This window comes from Arthrobacter sp. PvP103 (genome assembly GCF_017833075.1).
Classification (GTDB): Bacteria; Actinomycetota; Actinomycetes; order Actinomycetales; family Micrococcaceae; genus Arthrobacter.
Genome location: NZ_JAFIBQ010000001.1, coordinates 4,402,048 through 4,421,778 on the forward strand (window position 1 = coordinate 4,402,048; position 19,731 = coordinate 4,421,778).

Consider the following 19,731-nt stretch of genomic DNA (forward strand, 5'->3'; position numbering starts at 1 on the left):
AGGCAGGAGTACATGTGAAGAATTTTGCTCCCAGCCATCGCTTACCGGGCGTGCGTCAGGTTTGATCGGACGCCGTGATCAGACTTTCATGCATTTCTGGCTGACATTGGCGCAATAGTTTTCATCTGGCAGGATGCAGCTACAAGAATCACAAGCAGGGACTAGGGCGAATTCGCTCTGGCCCCGGATTTGTTTAGTCGCTTCGACATGCTTTTTGTTTGAGCCCCGATGGGGGAGGGAGCAATTTTGACTTACAAACCACCCTCGTCCTCGTGTTTATTGCCGGCTCTATTGCTATTGCCGGCCTTCGCCATGTTTTTCGTGGTGACGGACTGGGTGGCCGTGTATGGCTGCTTTCCTTTGGGTGCGGCGCGTCAGGGCACCAACTTCCGGTGCTTTCCCGGTTCCAGCCGTTCAGGGTCCCTGTGTCTGCATATCGGGTTCACAGGACGGACCTTTCGGTCATTGAGCCCGCCGCAGGCAGTGGTGCAGAAGCCTTCCATCCAGCCTTCGGCGCGAAGAGCGTGCAGCGGTCACCACCGGCGGGCCGGCGTTGGCTGGCCATGGTCTTGCGGCGGGTCCATGTTCTGGGATCAGGCCTGTTCCACGGCCCGGTCCTCTTGCTCTGGGGGCAGGGCACCGCCGCAGGGTGGGCCGTGCGGTTCCTTTCACCGAGCCGACGCCGGCCGCCGGACTGTCGCGCCGGTCCCGAACGAGCGGGTCCGCGGGAAGTCGGATGGAATCAAGATGGATTCAGCCGTTTCGGGCGCGTGTCACTATGGTCATTGATTGACCAGAACCGTCAACCAGGACCAGCATGCCCGCCGTGCAGCGGAGCCTGGAGGAACGCGGGCGGCCGGAAGAGCTGCTCACGCTCCTGGTCGGTGGTTCGCCGACGCTGTTCGGAAGCACCCTGTACTCCGGAGATTTCACCGCTAAGAATCAGTGGACATCCCAAGGCTTGGTATACCGGTACCTCACGTATGCCAACGAGATTACCGGCTCCTACGACGTGACTGTCAACACCTTGGACCGGGTCCTACTCGAAGTTAAGGACCTGCTGAACGCCTGCCCGGGAATCTGGACAGGGGTCTACCTTTGGTTCGGTAAGAGAGGGATCATGGAGGGGTTCAGAGGAGAGCAGGCCAGCAATGCCCGATCGTGACCTTGTGCGACAGATAGCTACCGCCGCAGCGATAGGCGGCGGTTTTCTGGTCGGGGTGTCAGGAGACTACGGGGACGGTGTCTCCAGTCCCAGCCTGGTTCTGCCGGCAGGATACGCGTTCGGTATCTGGACGCCGATATACGTCGGCCTGTTTAGCCATGCAATCTACCAGGCGCTGCCGGGACAGCGCTTCGATCCGCTTCTGCGCCGAACCGGGTGGGCTACGGCCTGCGCAGTTGGCCTGTCCGGATTCTGGGTGTGGACCCAAGACATTCCGGGCGTCGAACTGTCGCTCATCGTCATGACGACGGCGGCCGCCCTGACGGCGTACGTCCGGGCGAGTCCTGGGCAAGAGGCCGACGCCCATCCGCGGCGCGACCGGTGGCTAGTGCGAGTTCCTCTGGGCCTGTTCGGTGGCTGGATTACGGTAGCGATGGTTGCAGGGGGCGGGGAAGCCCTCATCGCCAGCGGTATTCGCGCCCCCTGGCCCGGAGCCGAGGCCTGGAACGCCGCGGCACTGATCGCAGCCGGGGGAGCCGCTGCTGGCGTGGCGTGGCTTCGGCCGGTTTCCCTCGCTTACGCTGCCGCCGTGAGCTGGGGACTGGCCGGGGTTGCCGTGCGCAACCTTCCCAAGCATCCAGTCCAGGGTGTAGCGGCCATGCTGGCCGGGACCGCTGTAGCGGCGGCCGGGATAGCGGGCATGAGCAGGCGCCGCAAACGCCGCACGAAAACAGAAGACGCAAAGAACGCCGCCGCCCATACCGGTACGGGGCAGCCACCGACGGAATAGGCCCTAATTGCCGGCTGGCCACCAACGGCTCCCGGATCTGAGCGCCCGCCTGACAATTCCACCGAAAACGTCCAACACAGTGCGAACTAGCGCCAGGGCTAGGCCGGAGGCCGCAATCCATAGTCCCGCGACCTGGGCTCGGGTCGCCTTGCCACTGCGTTGGTCGATCACCCGCGACGACCTGTTCCTTCGACTGAGGTGAACTAGAGTAGGCCGGGGTGCTGACGCATCCAGGAGGCGAAAACGGTCCCGGCCAACAGTGGCGCGTCGGGGAGCAGTCCGATGATGCGGCTGGTGAGGCCGGCGTCATCGTGGGGTGTTGCCGTATGACTCCTCAGTGAGTTTGACCTTGCAGCCTTCCTCGGCTGGAGCCGCTGGCCCCTGCCATGGATGCCTTCTATCAGCCGTGCCGTAACGGCGTCGGCCGGACGGCGGGCGTCCCCTCACAAGTCCACGCAGGAGGGGCAGCGGACTGCCCGGTGCTCTGAAAGCGGCCTCTATTGTCCCAGTGGAGACTATGAACAGGGATCTCCGTCGGGACGTCGACCAAGCGATGCTGCTGGTACATCAACCTCATTTGGGTCAGGCGAAGGCAGTGAACGCCGGGCCTCAGGTCCGCATGCTGAAGAAGACTTGTACAACGGTTCAAAACAGGAGGACGGTGGTCGTCTCCGCACAGTCTCGAGTGCTTGCTCGGCCCAGTTGCTCAAGCGAAAGGGCGGCTGGATGGCTGAGGCGCAGAGGCGCCAGACGACTGTCGCAGGAGGGACGCATGCCCGGCATCGGTTGCCTACGTCTCTTGTGCGTGCCTCTGAGGTCGCTCAGAGTTCAGGCGTGAACCAGTGGCAGTGGACGAGATGTCGCACAAAAACCCTCAACACCATGCTCTGAGCGGTGCGGTATCGGCCCGAAGGTATGAAAAAATGAGGGACAAGTTCTACAGAGGAAGCAGCGGGAAACGTGCCTAAAGAAATCGCCGCGGAGGCAGGGGTCGATTCTGCACCGAGCATGAACGATGTGGCCCGCGTCGCACGCGTTTCGCTGGGCACTGTGTCCAATGTGCTAAACAAACCCGAAATCGTGGCGGAACGGACCCGGTTGCGGGTCCAGGCCGCGATTGATGAGCTGGGCTTCGTCCGCAACTCCGCCGCGCGCTCCCTGGCGGCCGGCAGCAGCAGGACGATTGGCCTCGTACTGACCGATGTTGGTAACTCCCTCTTTGTGGATATTGCCCGCGGCGCCGAGAGTGCCGCGCACGAAAACGGCCACTCCCTGCTGTTGGCAAACAGTGACGTCGACCTGCAGAAGCAGGAAGGCTACCTCGATATTTTTGATGAGGCCCGGGTTGCCGGCATCATTCTCGCGCCGTTGGACGCTGCGTTGGACGGCGTGGACCGGGTTCGCCGCCACGGGCGGAACATCGTCCTCGTCAACTACGCCGGCGGCCGCACGGACTGCTGCTGTGTGCTGGTCGACGAGGAACATGGAGGCTATCTCGCGGCCCGGCACCTCATTGACCTGGGCCGCCGCCGGCTGGTGTTTGCCGGCGGTCCCGATGACCTGCACGCCGTGAACGACCGGCGCAAGGGCGCCATGCGCGCGACGTCGGAGACCCGGGGAGCCGTCTCCCTTGAGGTGATCCTCGGGCGCAGCCTCAACAGCCCGGAGGGGCGCCGTATCGCGGGGGACCTGGCCAGCCGGGGCCGGAGCAGGATGCCCGATGGAATCATTGCCCCGTCGGACCAGTTGGCCGCCGGAATCATCCATGAGCTGACGGGCACATATGGGCTCCGCGTACCGCAGGATATTGCCGTGATCGGCTACGACAATAACCAGTTCGCTACCGAAGCCGCCATCCCTATGTCCACCATCGGCCAGCCGGGGCACGAAATGGGCCGGGTTGCGACCAAACTCCTCCTGGAGGAAATCAGCCAGCCCGGCCAGCACGTGCATCGCAATCTGATGCTCGAACCTACCTTGTTCGCCCGCGCCAGCACTCTGGGCCGCTAACGCCTGGCAAGCGGCTTTACCGCGGCCGGGGGCGGCTTCCGCCCCCGGCGCCGCCGTAAGTTTTAGGCGACAGGCTCCACGGCGTAGCTGAACGCCCCCGACCCCACCTCCAAAGGCGTCTGACCGGGGAGTTCCACGCGGGCGGTGCAACCGGTGGGGACCTCCACGTTCACGTTCAGGCCCGCGGCACCAAAAGTCCAGGAAATGCTTGCGGTCCCATAGGGTGTTTCGTGCCGCGCGGAGGCGTGGGTGAGCTGCCCGCCGGGGCGCGGCTTGAACAAGATCCTGCGGTAGCCGGGTTCCAGCGGCGAAATTCCGGCCACCACGCGGTGCATCCAATCAGCCACGGCTCCCAGGGCGTAGTGGTTGAAGGACGTCATGTTTCCCGGGTTGACGGTGCCGTCGGGCTGCATGGCGTCCCAGCGTTCCCAGATGGTGGTCCCGCCCTGGTCCACCGCGTAGAGCCAGGACGGGCATTCCTTTTCGAGCAGCAGATCATAGGCGCTGTCCAGCGCGCCCACTTCGGTCAGTGCATCGGAGATGACGGGCGTGCCCGCGAAGCCGGTAGCGATCCTGTTGCCGCCGTCGACAACCAGCTCGGACAGGCGGCGCCCGGCCAGCTGCTTCTGCTCTTCGCTGGGGAAGAGGTCAAACACGATGGCCAGTGCGTAGGCAGTCTGTGCGTCGCCGGCCACGGCTCCGGTGGGGAAGACGTATTCGTCCGCGAACGCCCTGGCCACGGTCCGGCCGAGCTCGGTGTAGTGCAGTTCGTCAGCGGTATTTCCCAGGACGCTGGCGATCTTGCCCAAGTGCATGGCGGACCACGCGAAGTACGCCGTTGCCACGAGGTAGGGGTCTGTCTTGGCCGCGGTGGGGTCATGCGGCGGTGCCGTCGGATCAAGCCAGTCGCCGAGCTGGAAGCCGGTGTTCCACAGGTGCGTTCCGCCGGCACGGGTGTCCATCAGGTCCACCCAGGCTTTGGCGCTGGCGTACTGGTCGCGGAGCACTTGGGTGTCGCCGAACCGCTGGTAGATGGTCCACGGGGTCAGGACTGCCACGTCTCCCCAGACGGCGCCGGGCCGGATGGGTGTCCACTCATCACCGCCCGGGATGACCGGGACGTACCAGGGAATGGTTCCATCCGGGAGCTGTTCTACGGCGACGTCTTTGAGCCAGGACGTCAGCATGCCGGAGCAGTCATAGAGGAAACTTGCCGTGGGGGCGAAGACCTGGATGTCACCGGTCCAGCCGAGCCGTTCGTCGCGCTGTGGGCAGTCCGTGGGGATGTCCACGAAGTTGCCGCGCATGCTCCAGCGCACGTTTTCGTGCAGGCGGTTCAGGTCCGGGTTGGAGCTGTCGAACCAGCCGGTGCGTTCCATGTCAGTGTGATAAACGCGGGCCACCACATTCTCGCTGATGTCGCCGCCGGTCCAGCCGTTGATTTCGGCGTAGCGGAAGCCATGGATGGTGAAGCGCGGCTCCCAGGTTTCGGCTCCAGTCCCGGCAACCGTGTAGGTGTCGGTCGAGATGGCGCGGCGGAGCGGTCTGGTGAAGAGTTCCCCCTCCTGCAGCACTTCGGCGTGGCGAAGCGTGACCTGGTGGCCCGGATTGCCCCGCACCGTGATCTTCAGGCGACCGACCAGATTCTGGCCAAAATCCACAAGCGTTTTGCCTGCCGGGCTGGTGAAGACGCGCACTGGGCGGACTTCCTCGGTACAGCGGACCGGCGGTCCCTCCGGGGCAACGAGCGTGGCGGGATCACGGGGCACGGTCGTGACGGGGCTCCAGCCGCCGTCGTCGAACCCGGGCTGGCTCCAGCCGGCAGGCAGCTGCCGGGCATCGAAGTTTTCGCCCTCATAGAGACCGGTGAATCCGATGGGACCGAAGGCTGCCTTCCAGGTCCGGTCCGTACCCACCACGGTGACGGACCCGTCGTCGTGCGTGATCCGGATCTGCGCAAGCAGGGCGACTTTGTCGCCGTAAAGATTCCGGTAGCCGTCGTGGAAGCCGATCCGTCCGCGGTACCACCCATCAGCCAGCCAGCTTCCGACGGCGTTATCACCTTCGCGGATCAGTGCCGTGACGTCGTAGGTGTAGTAGCGCAGCCGTTCGCCGTAGACGGTCCAGCCAGGCGACAAGGTGTCGTTGCCAACCCGCGTCCCATTGATTTCGACTTCGTAGAGACCGTGGGCAGTGACATAGAGCCGGGCTTTGAGGACGGGAGAGTGCACGGGGAATTCGCGCCGCAGCAGTGGAGGACAGCGGTCCGATTCCGGGTCTTCATCCCATGCGGGCGTGATGGCGGCCGCGGTCCAGTCTTCAGGATTCAGGAGGCCAGCCTCAACACATGAGGGGGTGCTCCAGTCACTCGGTTCGGCATCGTCGGCACCCCAGACGCGAACGCGGACGGCAACTTCATCCCCTGAGTTCAAGGGGGCCGCGGGCCAGGGTACCAAGACGGAATCTGGGGAGGCGATCCGCTCACTGAGGTGGGTTTCCCCGTTGCTGGTGGTTTCAACCTGATACGCCGCCTGCGACCAGCCCGGTGCCCCTACGGTCTTCCAGGAGATGCGAGGAGTGCTGTTGCCAACGCCAAGGGCTTCGCGCAGGTGATCGAAGGTAGCCGGCTTTACGGTCAGTGGCATGGTGTGGTGCTCCTGGTGGTGGTTGGATTTGGCACGGTCGGTGGGTACGCGGTGTGACAACGTCTGTCCTAGCCTTTGACCGCGCCGCCGGCGAGGCCCTTCATGACGCGCTGGTTCAGGAAGAGGTAGAGGACGAGAGTGCCGAATACGTTGATGCAGATCGCCGCGAAGAGGGGGCCGTACTGGACTGCGCCGAATTCGCCGGTGAAGTTCAGCAGGCCGACCTGGATGGTGTTCAGTTGGGCGTTGTTGGTGAACGTCAAAGCGATGAGGAGGTCGTTCCAGATAAAGAAGAACTGGACCAGCGCCACCGTGAAGACGGCGTTCCGGACCATGGGGAACCCGATGGAGAAGAATGCGCGGACCATGCTGGCGCCGTCGAGCGTCGCCGCCTCGAAGACTTCCCGGGGTACTGCGCGGAAGTAGGTGGCCATCATGAACACGGTCAGCGGCAGGCCGGTGGCGGTGTAGGTAATGATGAGGGGCCAGAGCGTTCCGGTCAGGCCGACCTGGAAGTAGGCGGAGAAGAGCGGGAGCAGGATCATCTGGCCGGGGACCATGATTCCGGCGAGGAATGTCAGCAGGACGGCGTTGCGGCCTTTCCACACCAGCACTTCAAGGGCGAAGCCCGCGGCGACGCCGAACAAGACGATGAGGAAGAGCGAGGGGATGGTGGCGATGAGGCTGTTGCCAACGTAGGTGGCCAGGTTGCCGGTGGTCCAGGCCTCGGTGTAGTTGTCGAAGCTGAAGTTCTGCGGGAGGGTCCAGACGGGGCTGTTGAGGAACTCGTCCTGGGTCTTGAAGGAGCCCATGAAGAGCCAGACCAGAGGGTAGATCTCCACGATCAGCAGGAGTGCCACCAGCAGCTGGACGGGCAGGCGTTTGAGTACTTTGATCTTTGGTGTTCGGCGGGCGGCCGGGGCGGAGGGGCCGGTAGCTGTGCGGTCCCGGAGTGTGGCGGGTGCGGTCATCGTCGGTCAGTCCTTGGTCAGGTCGCGGCGCGACGAGCGGAAGATAAACAGGGTGACGATGAGGCACAGGATCGTCAGCAGTAGGGCAACTGTGCTGCCGTAGCCGTAGTCGCCGTAGGTGAATGAGGTCCTGAACATGTGCAGAGTCAGGGGTGTGGTGGCGCTGCCGGGGCCGCCGTTGGTGAGGGCCACGATCGAGTCGAAGACCTTGAGTGTTCCGTTGATGCTGAAGATGATTGAGGACAGCAACACGGGCAGCGAGAGCGGCAGGACGATGTGCCGGATGAGGCGGAGACCCTGTGCGCCGTCAAGACGGGCTGATTCGAGGATGTCTTCGGGGATGTCCACCAGGCCTGTGTAGAGCAGGACGGCGTAGAAGCCCATGGACCTCCAGAGGTCCATGATGACGATGACCCAGAATGCTCTGGAACCGTCGCCAAGCCAGTCGATGGAACCCATCCCGAAGACGTTGAGGGCTGAGTTGACGAGGCCGTTCTGCGGCGCGATTTCGAACATCTTCTGGAACAGGAGTGCAACGGCCACAGTCGGCAGCACGACGGGGAAGAACACCAGCGTCCGGATGACGCTTGAACCCCGCTTGAGGGCGAACACGTAAAGCAGAGAGAGGAAGTAGCCCAGGAGCACCTGACCTGCCGTGATGACGATGGCGTAGCGGACAGTGAACCAGAGGGCTTCGCCGACCGCGGGGTCGGAGAAGAGCTTTTCGAAGTTGGAGAGCCCGGCGAAGGTGAAGCCCGTGATGGCGTTGCCGGAGAGGAAGGTGTAGCCGAGGGACCAAAAGACTGGGACCAGCATGGCCAGGGTGTAGACCAGCAGGGCGGGACCAAGCAGGACGACTACGGCCTTCTTGTCTCCGAGGACGTTATTCATGGTGCTTCTTTCATCGGGATTCGGGTGCCGGTCGCCGGGACCGGCTCGCGCCGGCCCCGGCAGGGCCGCCTACTTGGTGTTGAGATCGTTCTGGACGAGTTCCATGAACTTCTGCGGTGTGATGCTTCCGGAGACGAGCCCCGCGGCGTTGGTCTGGCTGGTGGTGGTGGCCTTGGTGCTGAAGAGCGCCTCGAACCACAGGACGCTTTCCTTGGTGTTGTTCACCGTTTCCTGCGTGGACTTCACCAGCGGCGGGACGCTGTCCACCGGAGTCGTCAGCTTGAATCCGGAGATCGAGTTCTTGTCCTTCAGCGCGGTGCTGCCGTAGTTGGTGGCAATGCACTTGAGCCAGGCGGAGGCCTTGTCGTCGTACTTCTTGGCGTTGAAGGTCATCGGCAGACCGACGTTGGCGGCGTACTGGTTGTCAATGCCTTGCCCGCCGGCGACCTTCGGGAACGGCATGAAACCGATGTTTTCCTCCCCGATCTTGTTCTGCGCCTTGTCGTTGAAGTTCGAGAGGATCCAGCTGCCCATGTAAAACATGCCGGCCTTGCCGCTGAGGAACTGCGAGGCGGCGGTGTCGTAGTCTATGGATCCGATGCCCTGGCCGAAGTAGCCTTTGGCGCCGAGATCGGCAACCGCCTCAGCTGCTTTGACGTATTCCGGGTCTGTCAGTTTGGCCTCGCCGTCGGAGACCTTCTTCAGCGCGTCAGGACCCAGGTCACTGAAAAGGTAACCGCTGACGAGGCGAGTCAGGGGCCAGCCCTGCTTGCCCGACGCCGAGAGAGGTGTCACGCCGGCGGACTTCAGCTTTTCGCCGGCAGTGACGAAATCGTCCCAGGTCTTCGGAGCTTCAATGCCGTTCTGAGCGAAGAGTTTCTTGTTATACCAGATGCCTTCGACGTTGTACTGGTAGGGCAGGACGTTGAGCTTGCCGCCATAGAGGGACTTGATGGTGGACGCAGCACCCGGGAGGATGGCGTCCGGGATGTTCAGGTCCTTGAGGGCCTTCTCAAAGTCCAGGATGTTGCCGGACTTGTCCAGGTCCTGGGTCAAGGCGGGTGCGTTGCCGGCTGCGAACTGGACCGGGAGGGCGTTCTGCCCGGCGAGCAGCTGCAGCTTCTGGTCCAGGCTGGTCTGGGGCACAGTCTCAACCTTGAGTGGAGCTGCCTCGTTCTCGGCCTTGCACTGGTCCTTGCTCAGGGCCTCAAGTTCGCCACGGATGGTGGTGTTTTCGACGTTCGTCAGATATGTAAAGTCCTTCGACCCCTGGGCGGACGAGTCGCCGCTGGCCCCGCAGCCGGTCAGTAGAAGTGCGAGTGCGCCGACTGACGCTACTACGGGGGCGAGAACGCGGGCCTTGGGCCGCGACACTACAGAAACCACAGTTCCTCCTTGAAGCGTGCTTCTTTTGAAGCGTTTCAATTAGACTAAAGGGAGGATGTTCACTGTGTCAATCATCACTTGCCCCTCGGTTCTCCATGCAAACTGGCCCTTCGTGTCTCAGGAGCCGTGACTCACGGGAAATTTGCGAAGATAGTTGAATCGGTGCAATTTGAGCGCTTCAAACTCTTGCCTGTTGGCGGATGAGCCCGTGTCGCCCGAGGGAGTGCCCAATGAACTGTCCGGGCGGCTATTATCCGAAGGCAAGAGAGCCGATCGGGTCGCTAAGACGGTCGGCTGGTCACAGGTAAGCCTGTACCGGTGCCTGAAGATGTACGGCTACGAGACCCCGGCCAAGGGCCAGGCCCACCTTGATGTCGGGCCGGGGAAGTCCCGGTACTCGAAGAAGGGCGTCCCGGCCCACGCATGCTCCCTGGCAACAACAACAGGGGGATGCCATGGATGCGTTTGCGTGGATGAAACCGGCAGCGCCGGGTCAGGGAGAGGCCGCATCATCGGTTGCGGTATCCGACACGCCAGCCACCTGTTCGCGAGCCCGAGCCGGGCTTCGTCTACGAGCCATGGAAGCTGAAGGAGTTACGCCGCCGTCCCGGAGTCCGGCCAGACCGCGGGACTGCCCTGGCGTGCCCTTGCCGGTCTTGTCCCTGGGCATTCCTCCCTAGGGGCCGGGAACCCACAAGTGGAAACGCCGGTAGCGGCTGAGCGGTGTTAGGCTCCGGCCATGACGTTGAAGCCGATCATCCTGCTCGACATCGACGGTGTACTGAACCCGGCCCTCCGTGCCCGGCCGGGTGCTATCCGGCCCGACCCGCAGCTCACAGACGTGAGGACCGCGTTGGTCCGGCGGCTGGCGCGGTGCGGTCGGATTGCGTGGGTGTCGACGTGGCCGGCGGAGATGACCGCCCAGCTTGAGGAGCAGCTGCAGCTCGAGACCGAACCGTTGCGGGTGACCCTCCTGCTGCGCCCGGCCGACGCCGACGACCCGACACCGAAGCTGCGGTCGGTGGCCAGGTGGCTGGCCAGGATGGAGGCGTCCGACGACTGGGACTCGGTCGTGTGGATCGATGACGTGCTCGGACCCGACGCGCGCGAGTGGGCCCGCACCTGTGGCCGGCCAGCGCTTTTGGAGAAGCCAAGCGCTGACCGGGGTCTGACGGAGGCACACGTGATTGCGGTCGAGGTGTTCATCGGCGGCGGGGGCGCGGTCAACGCGACCACCTGAGGCCATGCCGCTAGCGGGAGGGCTGCGCTCCTGCGTACTCCTCAAGCGTGATGCCGCGGGCGGCGATGTCGGTGGCGGCGTCCACTCCGATGTAGTGGAGTTCGTAGGCGTAGCCGGGGATCTGCTCGGCTGACAGCCTCGGCCGCCGGTCGCCCGAAGACGGCGACGTACCCTTCGTGGACCGTTGCCTGGGAGGTGAAATACCGGTACCCGCTAACCGGGGTGATGATTACGCCGTCGGCCTCTCAGGCGGCGAGCTCGAAGCGGAGCTCATCGTGGGGGCTCAAAGCCCCTCCATGAGCCAGAGCAGGATTTCGGGCTACCCCCTCGAGCACGGCTACGAGGCCGAATCGGCCCCGCGTTTCACGGGACGGTCCCCTGCAGCGCTGCTCCCGTCATGCCCGTTTTTCTTTTGGCCGAACGGCAGCACTTTCAGCAGCGGTCCCACGATGGCCATGATGACGAGGCCCCAGGCGATTCCGAGGACGGCGGAGCACAGCGTGTTCACGAGCCAGGCCAGCAAACTGCCCACCACCGGGATCCCGCCGAAGGGGTGCTCGAGGACATGGACAAGGTCGTATGGCGCGTGCCAACCGAGGTCGTAAGCGCCCTGCAGCATGATGTGCCCGCCGACCCAGAGCATCGCAATCGTCCCGACCAGGGTGATCGCGGCCAGTACCGAGGGCATACCCTTGACGAGGAGCTCGCCGGTGCGCCGGGAACCGGCGGAGTCCTTGGCGGCCAGATGCAGGCCGACGTCATCCATCTTGACGATGAGGGCGACGGCACCGTAAACGGCAACCGTGATCACGAGGGCCACGACGACCAGGATGAGCGCCCGGACCCACAGAGATTCGGTGGCCACCTCGTTCATCGAGATGACCATGATCTCGCAGGACAGAATGAAGTCGGTGGTGATGGCGCCCTTGATGACCGTGGCCTCCGCCGCAGGTCCCCGCTCGACCGCCGGAGTTTCTTCTTCAGCGGAGTGGTGGCCACGGAGTTTGTGCCACACCTTCTCGGCACCCTCGTAACAGAGGTAGGTGCCACCCAGCATGAGGATGAACGGGATTGCTCCCGGAAGGAAAGCGCTGACGGCAAGCAACGCCGGCAGAATGATCAGCAGCTTGTTCCGAAGCGATCCCCAGAAGATCTTCTTGATCATCGGCAGTTCGCGGGAAGGGTCCGCACCGGACACGTACTGCGGGGTGACGGCAGCATCGTCGATCACCACACCAGCGGCCTTTGCCCCTGCCTTGGCGGCGCCGGCGGCGACGTCATCTACCGACGCGGCCGCTATGCGGGCAATGGCTGCGATGTCGTCCAGCAGGGCAACAAGACCGCCGCTCACAGGTCGCTCGCATACTGGTCGTGAGAGGACTGCTTGGCGAGGAGGCCTTGGTTGAGACGTGTGATTGGCATGCTCCGATTATATGAGCGGTCATCCGGAAGGGCCGCGCCGGCGTGCCGGGCCATGAACCTGTTGGCATCGTCAGAAGAGCTCTGTCGGGGCCGGGGGAGTTCCATCCACAGGGCCGGCAGCGCATCCAGTGTCGCCACCGATTCCACTGCGGCCGTGGAGGCGTGCAGCGCGGACCGGGTCAGGTAAAGAACAAACGGATCGACCTCGCCAGTCCGGCAGTTGTTGATCAGATCGAAGTACCGCTGCACCTTGGCGGCCATGGCTGAAGCGGCGCGAGTCGTCGCTGCCGCCGATCCAGTTCTGCATGTCGCGGAGCGTCCCCGCGTAGGCCGTATCCACCGGGTCATCCTTCATCAGGGTGTGGTGGGCGGACAGCATCGCTTCGAGGCGGATTTCCCCGCAGTGGCCGGCGTCCGCAATCATGGCTTCTACCGCGGCAGCGGCGGCCACCATCGACTGTCCGTCACTGCTGGCCTCAGCCCGATCATCGCTTTGGCGTAGTCGGTACGGTTGGCGTCGATGTGTTCGATCTTGGAAGAGGACATCGCTTCGCTGCGCAGCAGGAGACCGCTGATGGCTGCCATGCGCGTGCCCGCGGTGACGTCCAGGGATGTGACGCTGACGGCGGCCTCTCCCAGGGTGATCGTTTCGCGGCCCTGCTCGAACCAGCGGTCAGCGATTTTGGGCCGGATTCAACCTGTACGTTGAGGCCCGGGCACCGCCTCCCTGATATTCGGCCGGGGGCTCCGCCACAGCAGGCAGGAGCCGACTTTGCGGGCCCCTCCTGTCCTGGCTAGCCCCGCACCCGGCACCCATGCCGTCGCGGCGTTAAGGATCCGTCAAGATTGTCCCGGGGCCGGGATCACTGAGCTGAGCCGGTGTTATCGTCGGCAGTGAACGCGATGGCCGCGCATCGCAGGGAAGGCCGCTATGACCACGATGAGCAGGCCGCCAGCGGATCCCCAGGCGGCTCGGCCGGGCGCCGGGGACAACTTCCGGAACTGGCTGCTGTTCGGCCTGGTGGACGCCAAGGGGATCCACCAGGGGCCCGGAGCGGTGAGCGATTCGCACCTGAAGAAGCATCCGTGGTGGCAGGTGATGTGCCTGACGGGTGTCGATTACTTCTCCACCTTGGGTTACCAGCCTGCAATCGCGGCGCTGGCGGCGGGCGTGATCTCTCCGCTCGCGACCGTGGTGCTGGTCGCTGTCACCTTGCTCGGCGCCCTGCCCGTGTACCGCCGGGTAGCCGGGGAGAGCCACCGGGGTGAGGGGTCCATCGCCATGCTGGAGAGGTTGATGCCGCGCTGGGGCGGGAAGCTCTTGGTGCTGGTGCTTCTGGGGTTCGCGGCGACGGACTTCATGATCACCATGACGCTCTCCGCAGCCGATGCCACGGCGCACGCGCTCCAGAATCCCTTCACGCCGGCCTGGATGCAGGGACAAAACGTGCTGCTCACGCTGTTCCTGCTGGCCCTGCTGGGGGCTGTGTTCCTGCGGGGCTTCAAGGAGGCCATCGGTGTGGCGGTAGTTCTGGTCGGTGTTTACCTGGGCCTGAATGTGGTGGTGGTGGCCGCGACCGTATTCGAGGCTGTTACCCATCCGGTTGCTGTGGGGGACTGGTGGCACGCCCTGACCACCTCGCACGGGAATCCGTTCATGGTGGTCGGGATCGCGCTGCTGGTCTTCCCGAAGCTGGCGCTGGGCCTGTCCGGTTTCGAGACCGGGGTCGCCGTGATGCCACAGATTAGGGGCCGGCCAGGGGATACCGAGGACAAACCGGTCGGCCGGATCGAGGGGGCCCGCCGGCTCCTGACAACCGCGGCAGTCATCATGAGTTCCTTCCTGATCACCACCAGCTTCACCACAGTGATCCTGATCCCGGAGCAGGAATTCCAGCCCGGCGGCCAGGCCAACGGCCGCGCCCTGGCGTTTTTGGCCCACGAGTACCTCGGCGCGGGTTTCGGGACCGTGTATGACATGAGCACCATCGCCATTCTCTGGTTCGCCGGCGCCTCCGCGATGGCGGGCCTGCTGAACCTGGTCCCGCGGTACCTGCCCCGCTACGGTATGGCCCCGGGGTGGGCGCGGGCGGTGCGGCCGCTGGTGCTCGTGTTCACTGCGGTCGGATTCCTGATCACCTGGCTCTTCGACGCCGACGTCGACGCCCAGGGCGGCGCCTACGCCACCGGCGTCCTCGTGCTGATGACCTCGGCTGCGGTGGCGGTCACACTGTCGGCCCGTCGGCGGCAGCAAAGCAAGCGCACCCTAGGGTTCGGTGTCATTGCCGTGGTGTTCATTTACACGACGGTGGCCAACATTTTTGAACGGCCCGAGGGCATCCGGATCGCCTCGCTCTTCATCGCAGGCATCATCGTGATCTCGTTGCTCTCCCGGATCCGGCGGTCCTTTGAACTCCACGCCACCCACGTCCACCTGGACCGGCAGGCGCTGGAATTCATGTCCTCCAACGTGTCCGGCCCGATCGCGCTCATCGCTCACGAACCCATCCGGCTGAGCCCGGAGGCATACCGGGACAAGTTGACCTCCGCAATCGAGGTCAGCCACCTTCCGCTTGAGCACCAGGCGCTGTTCCTGGAAGTGATCGTGGACGATTCCTCCGACTTTGAGACAGAACTCGAGGTCCGCGGCGTGACCCGGCACGGATACCAGATCCTGGAGGTCCACGGACCGGTCGTGCCGAACACGATCGCCTCGGTCCTGCTGCACATCCGCGACGTGACGGGCCTGATGCCGCACATTTACTTCCGCTGGACGGAGGGCAACCCGATCATCAACCTGCTCAAGTTCCTCTTCCTGGGCGAAGGTGAAATCGCTCCGGTGACCCGAGAAGTACTCCGCGAAGCCGAACCGGACGTCACCAAACGACCCTGGGTCCACGTCGGCTAAGGCATCGCCGGCCAGAGGTCCCGAGACCCGGCAACGGGAGTGCGCGTGCCGCCGGTGAGCCTGGGGCCGGCGACAACGCCCGCCGGCCTGGGCCGGTCGCTGCCCGCCGGGACGGGGGCGAAACGCGCGGCGCAGCGCGGTACCGTCGCGCCGTTCCGTAAGGGTGTTAGGGCGGCGTCAAGATCCGCCGGTCCGGCGTTAAGAAATCATCAGGAACCGCTATTTGCCGTCCGGAGGGGACTTGACTGTCAGTAGCCCCGCAAACGGGGCGCGGATGAAAGGAACCTGCAATGGCCGACATGGCTGTGATCGGAATCCTCATGGTTTCCATGGGCTTCGTAATGTGGATCGGCCACCTCCTGGCCGGAATGGTCGGCGGAGCCGAGGACCGGCCGGACGCCGGGCAATGAGCGCCGACGCCATCATGTGGCTGGTCCTGCTCATCGCCGGAATCGCCCTGTTCGGTTACCTGCTCGCAGTGCTGATCCATCCGGACAAGTGGTGAGCACCCAGTGACGTTCAATACCGCATCCTTCCTCACCCAGGTCGCCGCCCTGATCCTTGCCCTGACGGCCGCCCATAAACCGCTGGGCGTCTATCTCGCCCGCGTTTTCGAGGGCACGACGTCGACCCGCACCGAGCGGCTGTTCTACCGGCTCGCCGGACTCGACGCCGGCACCGAACAGACCTGGCCGGTCTACCTCCGCAGTGTCCTGGCGTTCTCGGCCGTCTCCATTCTGGCCGTGTTCGGCCTTCAGCGGCTCCAGCGGGTGCTCCCGGGTGCCGGCGCGCTTCCCGGGGTTGATCCGTGGGTGGCGATGAACACCGCCATATCCTTCGTCACCAACACCAACTGGCAGACCTACGTCCCGGAAACCACGGTGGGAATGTTCGTGCAGATGTGTCTGCTGGCGGTGCAGAACTTCCTGTCCGCAGCCGTGGGCATCGTCGTGGCCGTCGCCCTGATCCGGGGCATCGCCCGCACCCGAACTGACCGGCTCGGCAACTTCTGGGTGGACCTGGCCCGGACAAGCTTCCGTGTCCTGCTGCCGCTGGCAGCAGTCGCCGCGGTCGTGATGGTGATCGGCGGGGTAGTCCAGAACTTCTGGTCCACCGACGTCACCAATCAGGCAACGGGCATCAGCCAGAGCATCCCCGGCGGCCCGGTGGCCTCGCAGGAGGCGATCAAGGTCCTGGGCACCAACGGCGGCGGGTACTTCAACGCCAACTCCGCGCACCCGTTTGAGAACCCCAATGTCTTCATCAGCCTGTTCCAGGTCTTCCTGCTCCTGCTGATCCCCTCGGCGCTGCCCTACGCGTACGGCCGGATGGTGGGGGACCGTAAGCAGGGTTACACGGTTGCGGCCGTGATGGGCGCCCTGTGGCTGGCTTCGGTTTCGTTGATGGGACGGGCCGTTGAAACAGCCCAGGGCACAGCCACCGCGGCCGCGGGCGGACTGGGCGAAGGACTCGAGCAACGCTTCGGCGCCGCTCCGAGTGCGATCTTCGCCGCGTCCACCACGCTCACCTCAACAGGCGCCGTCAATGTCGCCCACGACTCACTGCCGCCGCTGGCCGGCGGCGTAGCGATGGTGAACATGATGCTTGGCGAGGTCGCCCCTGGCGGAACCGGGTCCGGGCTCTACGGCATGCTGATCCTGTCCATCATCTCCGTCTTCATCGCCGGACTCATGGTAGGCCGCACGCCCGAGTACCTGGGCAAGAAGATCGGCCCCACCGAGATGAAGCTCGCGGCCCTGTACATCCTTGTCACCCCGGTCCTGGTGCTGGCCCTAGCCGGCATCACAGTGCTGCTACCGGACTTGACGGCCAACGCACCCGCGACCGGCCCGCACCAGTTCAGCGAAGTGCTCTACGCCTTCACGTCCGGGGCAAACAACAACGGCTCCGCGTTCGGCGGCATCACCACCTCCGGACCCTACCTCTCGGTCATGATGGGCATTGCCATGCTGCTGGGACGCTTCCTGCCCATCGCCCTGGTCCTCGCATTGGCCGGATCCCTCGCGCGGCAGGCAAAGGTTCCCGCCTCCACCGGGACCGTCCCCACCCACGGTCCGCTGTTTGGTTCGCTGCTGATCGGCGTGACAGTCATCCTGACCGCCCTCAGCTACTTCCCGGCCATTGCCCTGGGCCCCCTAGCAGAAGGACTCCTGAAATGACACTGTCCAAGACGGACACCGCCGCCCAGACCTACGCCGACGGCAATCCCCTCGGCACCCCCGGCGAACACAAACACCACACAAAGGCACCTGCGAGACTGACGCTCGCATCCGTCGCAGCGGCCCTGCCCCTCGCTGTCCGCAAGCTGTCTCCGGGACAGATGATCCAATCCCCGGTGATGTTCACCGTGCTCGTCGGGGCTGCCCTATGCACCGCGATCTCGCTGTACCGGCCCTCGGTCTTCGGCATTGCCGTTACCGCCTGGCTGTGGCTCACCGTGCTGTTCGGCACCCTCTCGGAATCCATCGCCGAGGGCCGGGGCAAAGCCCAAGCCGATAGCCTCCGCGCGAGCCGAAAGGGCGTAGTGGCCAGACTTCGTCAGCCCGACGGCACCACCAAAGAAGTTCCGGGCACGGAGCTGCGGCTCAACGACACCGTCATCTGCGAGGCCGGAGACGTCATTCCCTCGGACGGCGAAATCATCGACGGCCTGGCCAGCGTCGACGAATCCACCATCACCGGGGAATCAGCGCCCGTCATCCGTGAATCCGGCGGAGACCGCTCCTCGGTCACCGGCGGCACAAAGGTCCTCTCGGACCGGATCATCATCCGCATCACCGCCGAACCGGGCCAGACCTTCATTGACCGGATGATCAAACTCGTCGAAGGCGCAGTAAGGCAGAAAACTCCCAACGAGATCGCACTGCACGTGCTCCTGGTGTCCCTGACCATCGTGTTTCTCGCTGTGACCATATCCCTGGCCCCGTTCGCGTCCCTCGCCGGAGCGACACCGTCGCCGATCGTGCTGGTGGCGCTGCTGGTCTGCCTGATCCCCACCACCATCGGAGCCCTGGTCCCGGCCATCGGCATCGCCGGGATGGACCGGCTGGTCCAGCACAACGTGCTGGCCACCTCGGGCCGTGCCGTGGAAACCGCCGGGGACATCACCACCCTGCTGCTGGATAAGACCGGCACTATCACCTACGGCAACCGCCGCGCCGTCAACTTCTACCCCGCCAACCAGGTGGAGCGCACCGACCTGATCGAGGCTGCCCGGGTCTGCAGCCTGGCCGACGACACACCCGAGGGACGGTCCATCGTGGACCTCGCCGCCGATAAAGGCATGACAGGTCCGGATCTGGCCACCTTGGAACACAGTTCCAGCGAGTTTGCGGTGGTCCCGTTCAGCGCCAGCACGCGCATGAGCGGGCTGGACCTTGACGGGCTGCAGATCCGCAAAGGTGCCGGCTCCACGGTGGGGGCCTTCGTCGCCGAGCTGGGCGGACACACTCCGGCCGAGGTAGAAAACCGGGTCAAAGAAATCTCAGCCCAGGGGGGAACGCCGCTGCTGGTCGCCCGGGTGGGAAGGGACGGCGCCGCGGACATCCTGGGCACCATCCACCTCGCCGACGTCGTCAAGCCCGGCATGCACGCCCGCTTCGCCGAACTGCGGAAGATGGGCATCCGGACCGTGATGATCACCGGCGACAACCCCATGACCGCCAAGGCGATCGCCGCGGAGGCCGGCGTCGATGATTTCCTCGCCGAGGCAACCCCGGAGGACAAGCTCGCGGTGATCAAGAAAGAGCAGGCCGCCGGCCGGCTCGTGGCCATGACGGGGGATGGCACCAACGACGCACCGGCCCTGGCTGCGGCGGATGTCGGCGTTGCGATGAACTCCGGCACCCCGGCGGCGAAGGACGCCGCGAACATGGTGGACCTCGATTCCGATCCGACGAAACTCATCAATATTGTGGGCATCGGCAAGCAGCTGCTCATCACCCGCGGGGCGCTGACAACGTTCTCGGTCGCGAACGACGTTGCCAAGTACTTCGCGATCGTCCCGGCCCTGTTCAGTGCAGCCTTCCCCGGGCTGGGCCTGCTGAACATCATGGGACTCTCAACCCCGTCCTCGGCCATCCTCTCCGCCGTGATCTTCAACGCCCTGATCATCATCGTCCTGGTGCCGCTCGCGCTCCGTGGGGTCAAATACCGTGCCGTCTCAGCAAACCAGGCACTGGGGCGGAACCTGCTGGTCTACGGACTGGGCGGGCTGATCGCACCGTTTATCGGCATCAAAATCATCGACCTGATGATTTCCTTAATCCCCGGAATCGGCTAG

Annotated in this window: 16 protein-coding genes; 9 read left to right on the forward strand and 7 right to left on the reverse strand. The window is 64.5% G+C overall.

What is annotated here, in order from left to right; translation table 11 throughout:
• The first annotated feature begins 817 nt into the window (after positions 1–817).
• The 3 genes from JOE41_RS20085 (at position 818) to JOE41_RS20095 (ending at position 3,965) form a co-directional block, all read left to right on the forward strand.
• Complete coding sequence (locus JOE41_RS20085; protein ID WP_209753383.1) at positions 818–1,165, forward strand: hypothetical protein; 348 nt, start codon at positions 818–820, stop codon at positions 1,163–1,165.
• Positions 1,166–1,169: 4 nt separating this feature from the next.
• Positions 1,170–1,955 carry a hypothetical protein gene (locus JOE41_RS20090; RefSeq protein ID WP_209753384.1) on the forward strand — a complete coding sequence of 262 codons (786 nt, stop codon included), beginning with the start codon at positions 1,170–1,172 and terminating at the stop codon, positions 1,953–1,955.
• Positions 1,956–2,915: 960 nt separating this feature from the next.
• On the forward strand, positions 2,916–3,965 hold the full coding sequence (locus JOE41_RS20095; protein WP_307800726.1) for a LacI family DNA-binding transcriptional regulator: 1,050 nt from the start codon (positions 2,916–2,918) through the stop codon (positions 3,963–3,965).
• 62 nt (positions 3,966–4,027) lie between these two features.
• On the opposite strand, the gene JOE41_RS20100 is transcribed toward JOE41_RS20095, so the two are convergent.
• From JOE41_RS20100 to JOE41_RS20115, 4 genes are all read right to left on the reverse strand, one after another.
• Positions 4,028–6,610: an alpha-L-rhamnosidase gene (locus JOE41_RS20100; protein WP_209753385.1), complete on the reverse strand. Its 2,583-nt coding sequence runs from the start codon at positions 6,608–6,610 to the stop codon at positions 4,028–4,030.
• A gap of 68 nt (positions 6,611–6,678) precedes the next feature.
• Positions 6,679–7,581, reverse strand: coding sequence for a carbohydrate ABC transporter permease (locus JOE41_RS20105; RefSeq protein ID WP_209753386.1), 903 nt, complete (start codon positions 7,579–7,581; stop codon positions 6,679–6,681).
• Positions 7,582–7,587: 6 nt separating this feature from the next.
• Positions 7,588–8,472, reverse strand: a complete 885-nt coding sequence (locus tag JOE41_RS20110) for a carbohydrate ABC transporter permease (protein ID WP_209753387.1) — start codon at positions 8,470–8,472, stop codon at positions 7,588–7,590.
• 69 nt (positions 8,473–8,541) lie between these two features.
• Positions 8,542–9,858, reverse strand: a complete 1,317-nt coding sequence (locus JOE41_RS20115; protein ID WP_307800727.1) for an extracellular solute-binding protein — start codon at positions 9,856–9,858, stop codon at positions 8,542–8,544.
• 739 nt (positions 9,859–10,597) lie between these two features.
• Between JOE41_RS20115 and JOE41_RS20120 the strand changes: the two genes are divergently transcribed.
• Complete coding sequence (locus JOE41_RS20120) at positions 10,598–11,098, forward strand: HAD domain-containing protein (RefSeq protein ID WP_011691721.1); 501 nt, start codon at positions 10,598–10,600, stop codon at positions 11,096–11,098.
• Positions 11,099–11,102: 4 nt separating this feature from the next.
• The gene (locus tag JOE41_RS21140; protein ID WP_280873629.1) at positions 11,103–11,231 is read left to right on the forward strand and encodes a hypothetical protein; all 129 of its coding nucleotides are present in this window, start codon (positions 11,103–11,105) and stop codon (positions 11,229–11,231) included.
• 204 nt (positions 11,232–11,435) lie between these two features.
• On the opposite strand, the gene JOE41_RS20125 is transcribed toward JOE41_RS21140, so the two are convergent.
• The 3 genes from JOE41_RS20125 to JOE41_RS20135 all read right to left on the reverse strand — a co-directional run bounded on the left by JOE41_RS20125 (position 11,436) and on the right by JOE41_RS20135 (position 13,105).
• Entirely contained in the window at positions 11,436–12,449 is a 1,014-nt protein-coding gene (locus tag JOE41_RS20125) for a DUF808 domain-containing protein (protein WP_011691722.1), read from the reverse strand.
• Complete coding sequence (locus JOE41_RS20130; protein WP_209753388.1) at positions 12,446–12,781, reverse strand: hypothetical protein; 336 nt, start codon at positions 12,779–12,781, stop codon at positions 12,446–12,448. Before JOE41_RS20130 ends, JOE41_RS20125 begins: the two co-directional genes overlap by 4 nt.
• A 168-nt stretch (positions 12,782–12,949) precedes the next feature.
• Positions 12,950–13,105 (reverse strand): hypothetical protein, encoded by a 156-nt coding sequence (locus JOE41_RS20135; RefSeq protein WP_209753389.1) that lies wholly within the window; start codon positions 13,103–13,105, stop codon positions 12,950–12,952.
• A 346-nt stretch (positions 13,106–13,451) separates the two neighbouring features.
• On the opposite strand from JOE41_RS20135, the gene JOE41_RS20140 reads away from it, so the two are divergent.
• The 4 genes from JOE41_RS20140 (at position 13,452) to kdpB (ending at position 19,731) form a co-directional block, all read left to right on the forward strand.
• Complete coding sequence (locus tag JOE41_RS20140) at positions 13,452–15,428, forward strand: amino acid transporter (RefSeq protein ID WP_209753390.1); 1,977 nt, start codon at positions 13,452–13,454, stop codon at positions 15,426–15,428.
• A 406-nt stretch (positions 15,429–15,834) separates the two neighbouring features.
• A complete protein-coding gene (locus tag JOE41_RS20145; RefSeq protein ID WP_083812686.1) occupies positions 15,835–15,933 on the forward strand; it encodes a potassium-transporting ATPase subunit F in 99 nt (32 codons plus the stop codon).
• A gap of 7 nt (positions 15,934–15,940) precedes the next feature.
• Complete coding sequence (gene kdpA / locus JOE41_RS20150; RefSeq protein ID WP_209753391.1) at positions 15,941–17,608, forward strand: potassium-transporting ATPase subunit KdpA; 1,668 nt, start codon at positions 15,941–15,943, stop codon at positions 17,606–17,608.
• A complete protein-coding gene (gene kdpB, locus JOE41_RS20155; RefSeq protein ID WP_209753392.1) occupies positions 17,605–19,731 on the forward strand; it encodes a potassium-transporting ATPase subunit KdpB in 2,127 nt (708 codons plus the stop codon). The genes kdpA and kdpB overlap by 4 nt, the downstream gene beginning before the upstream one ends.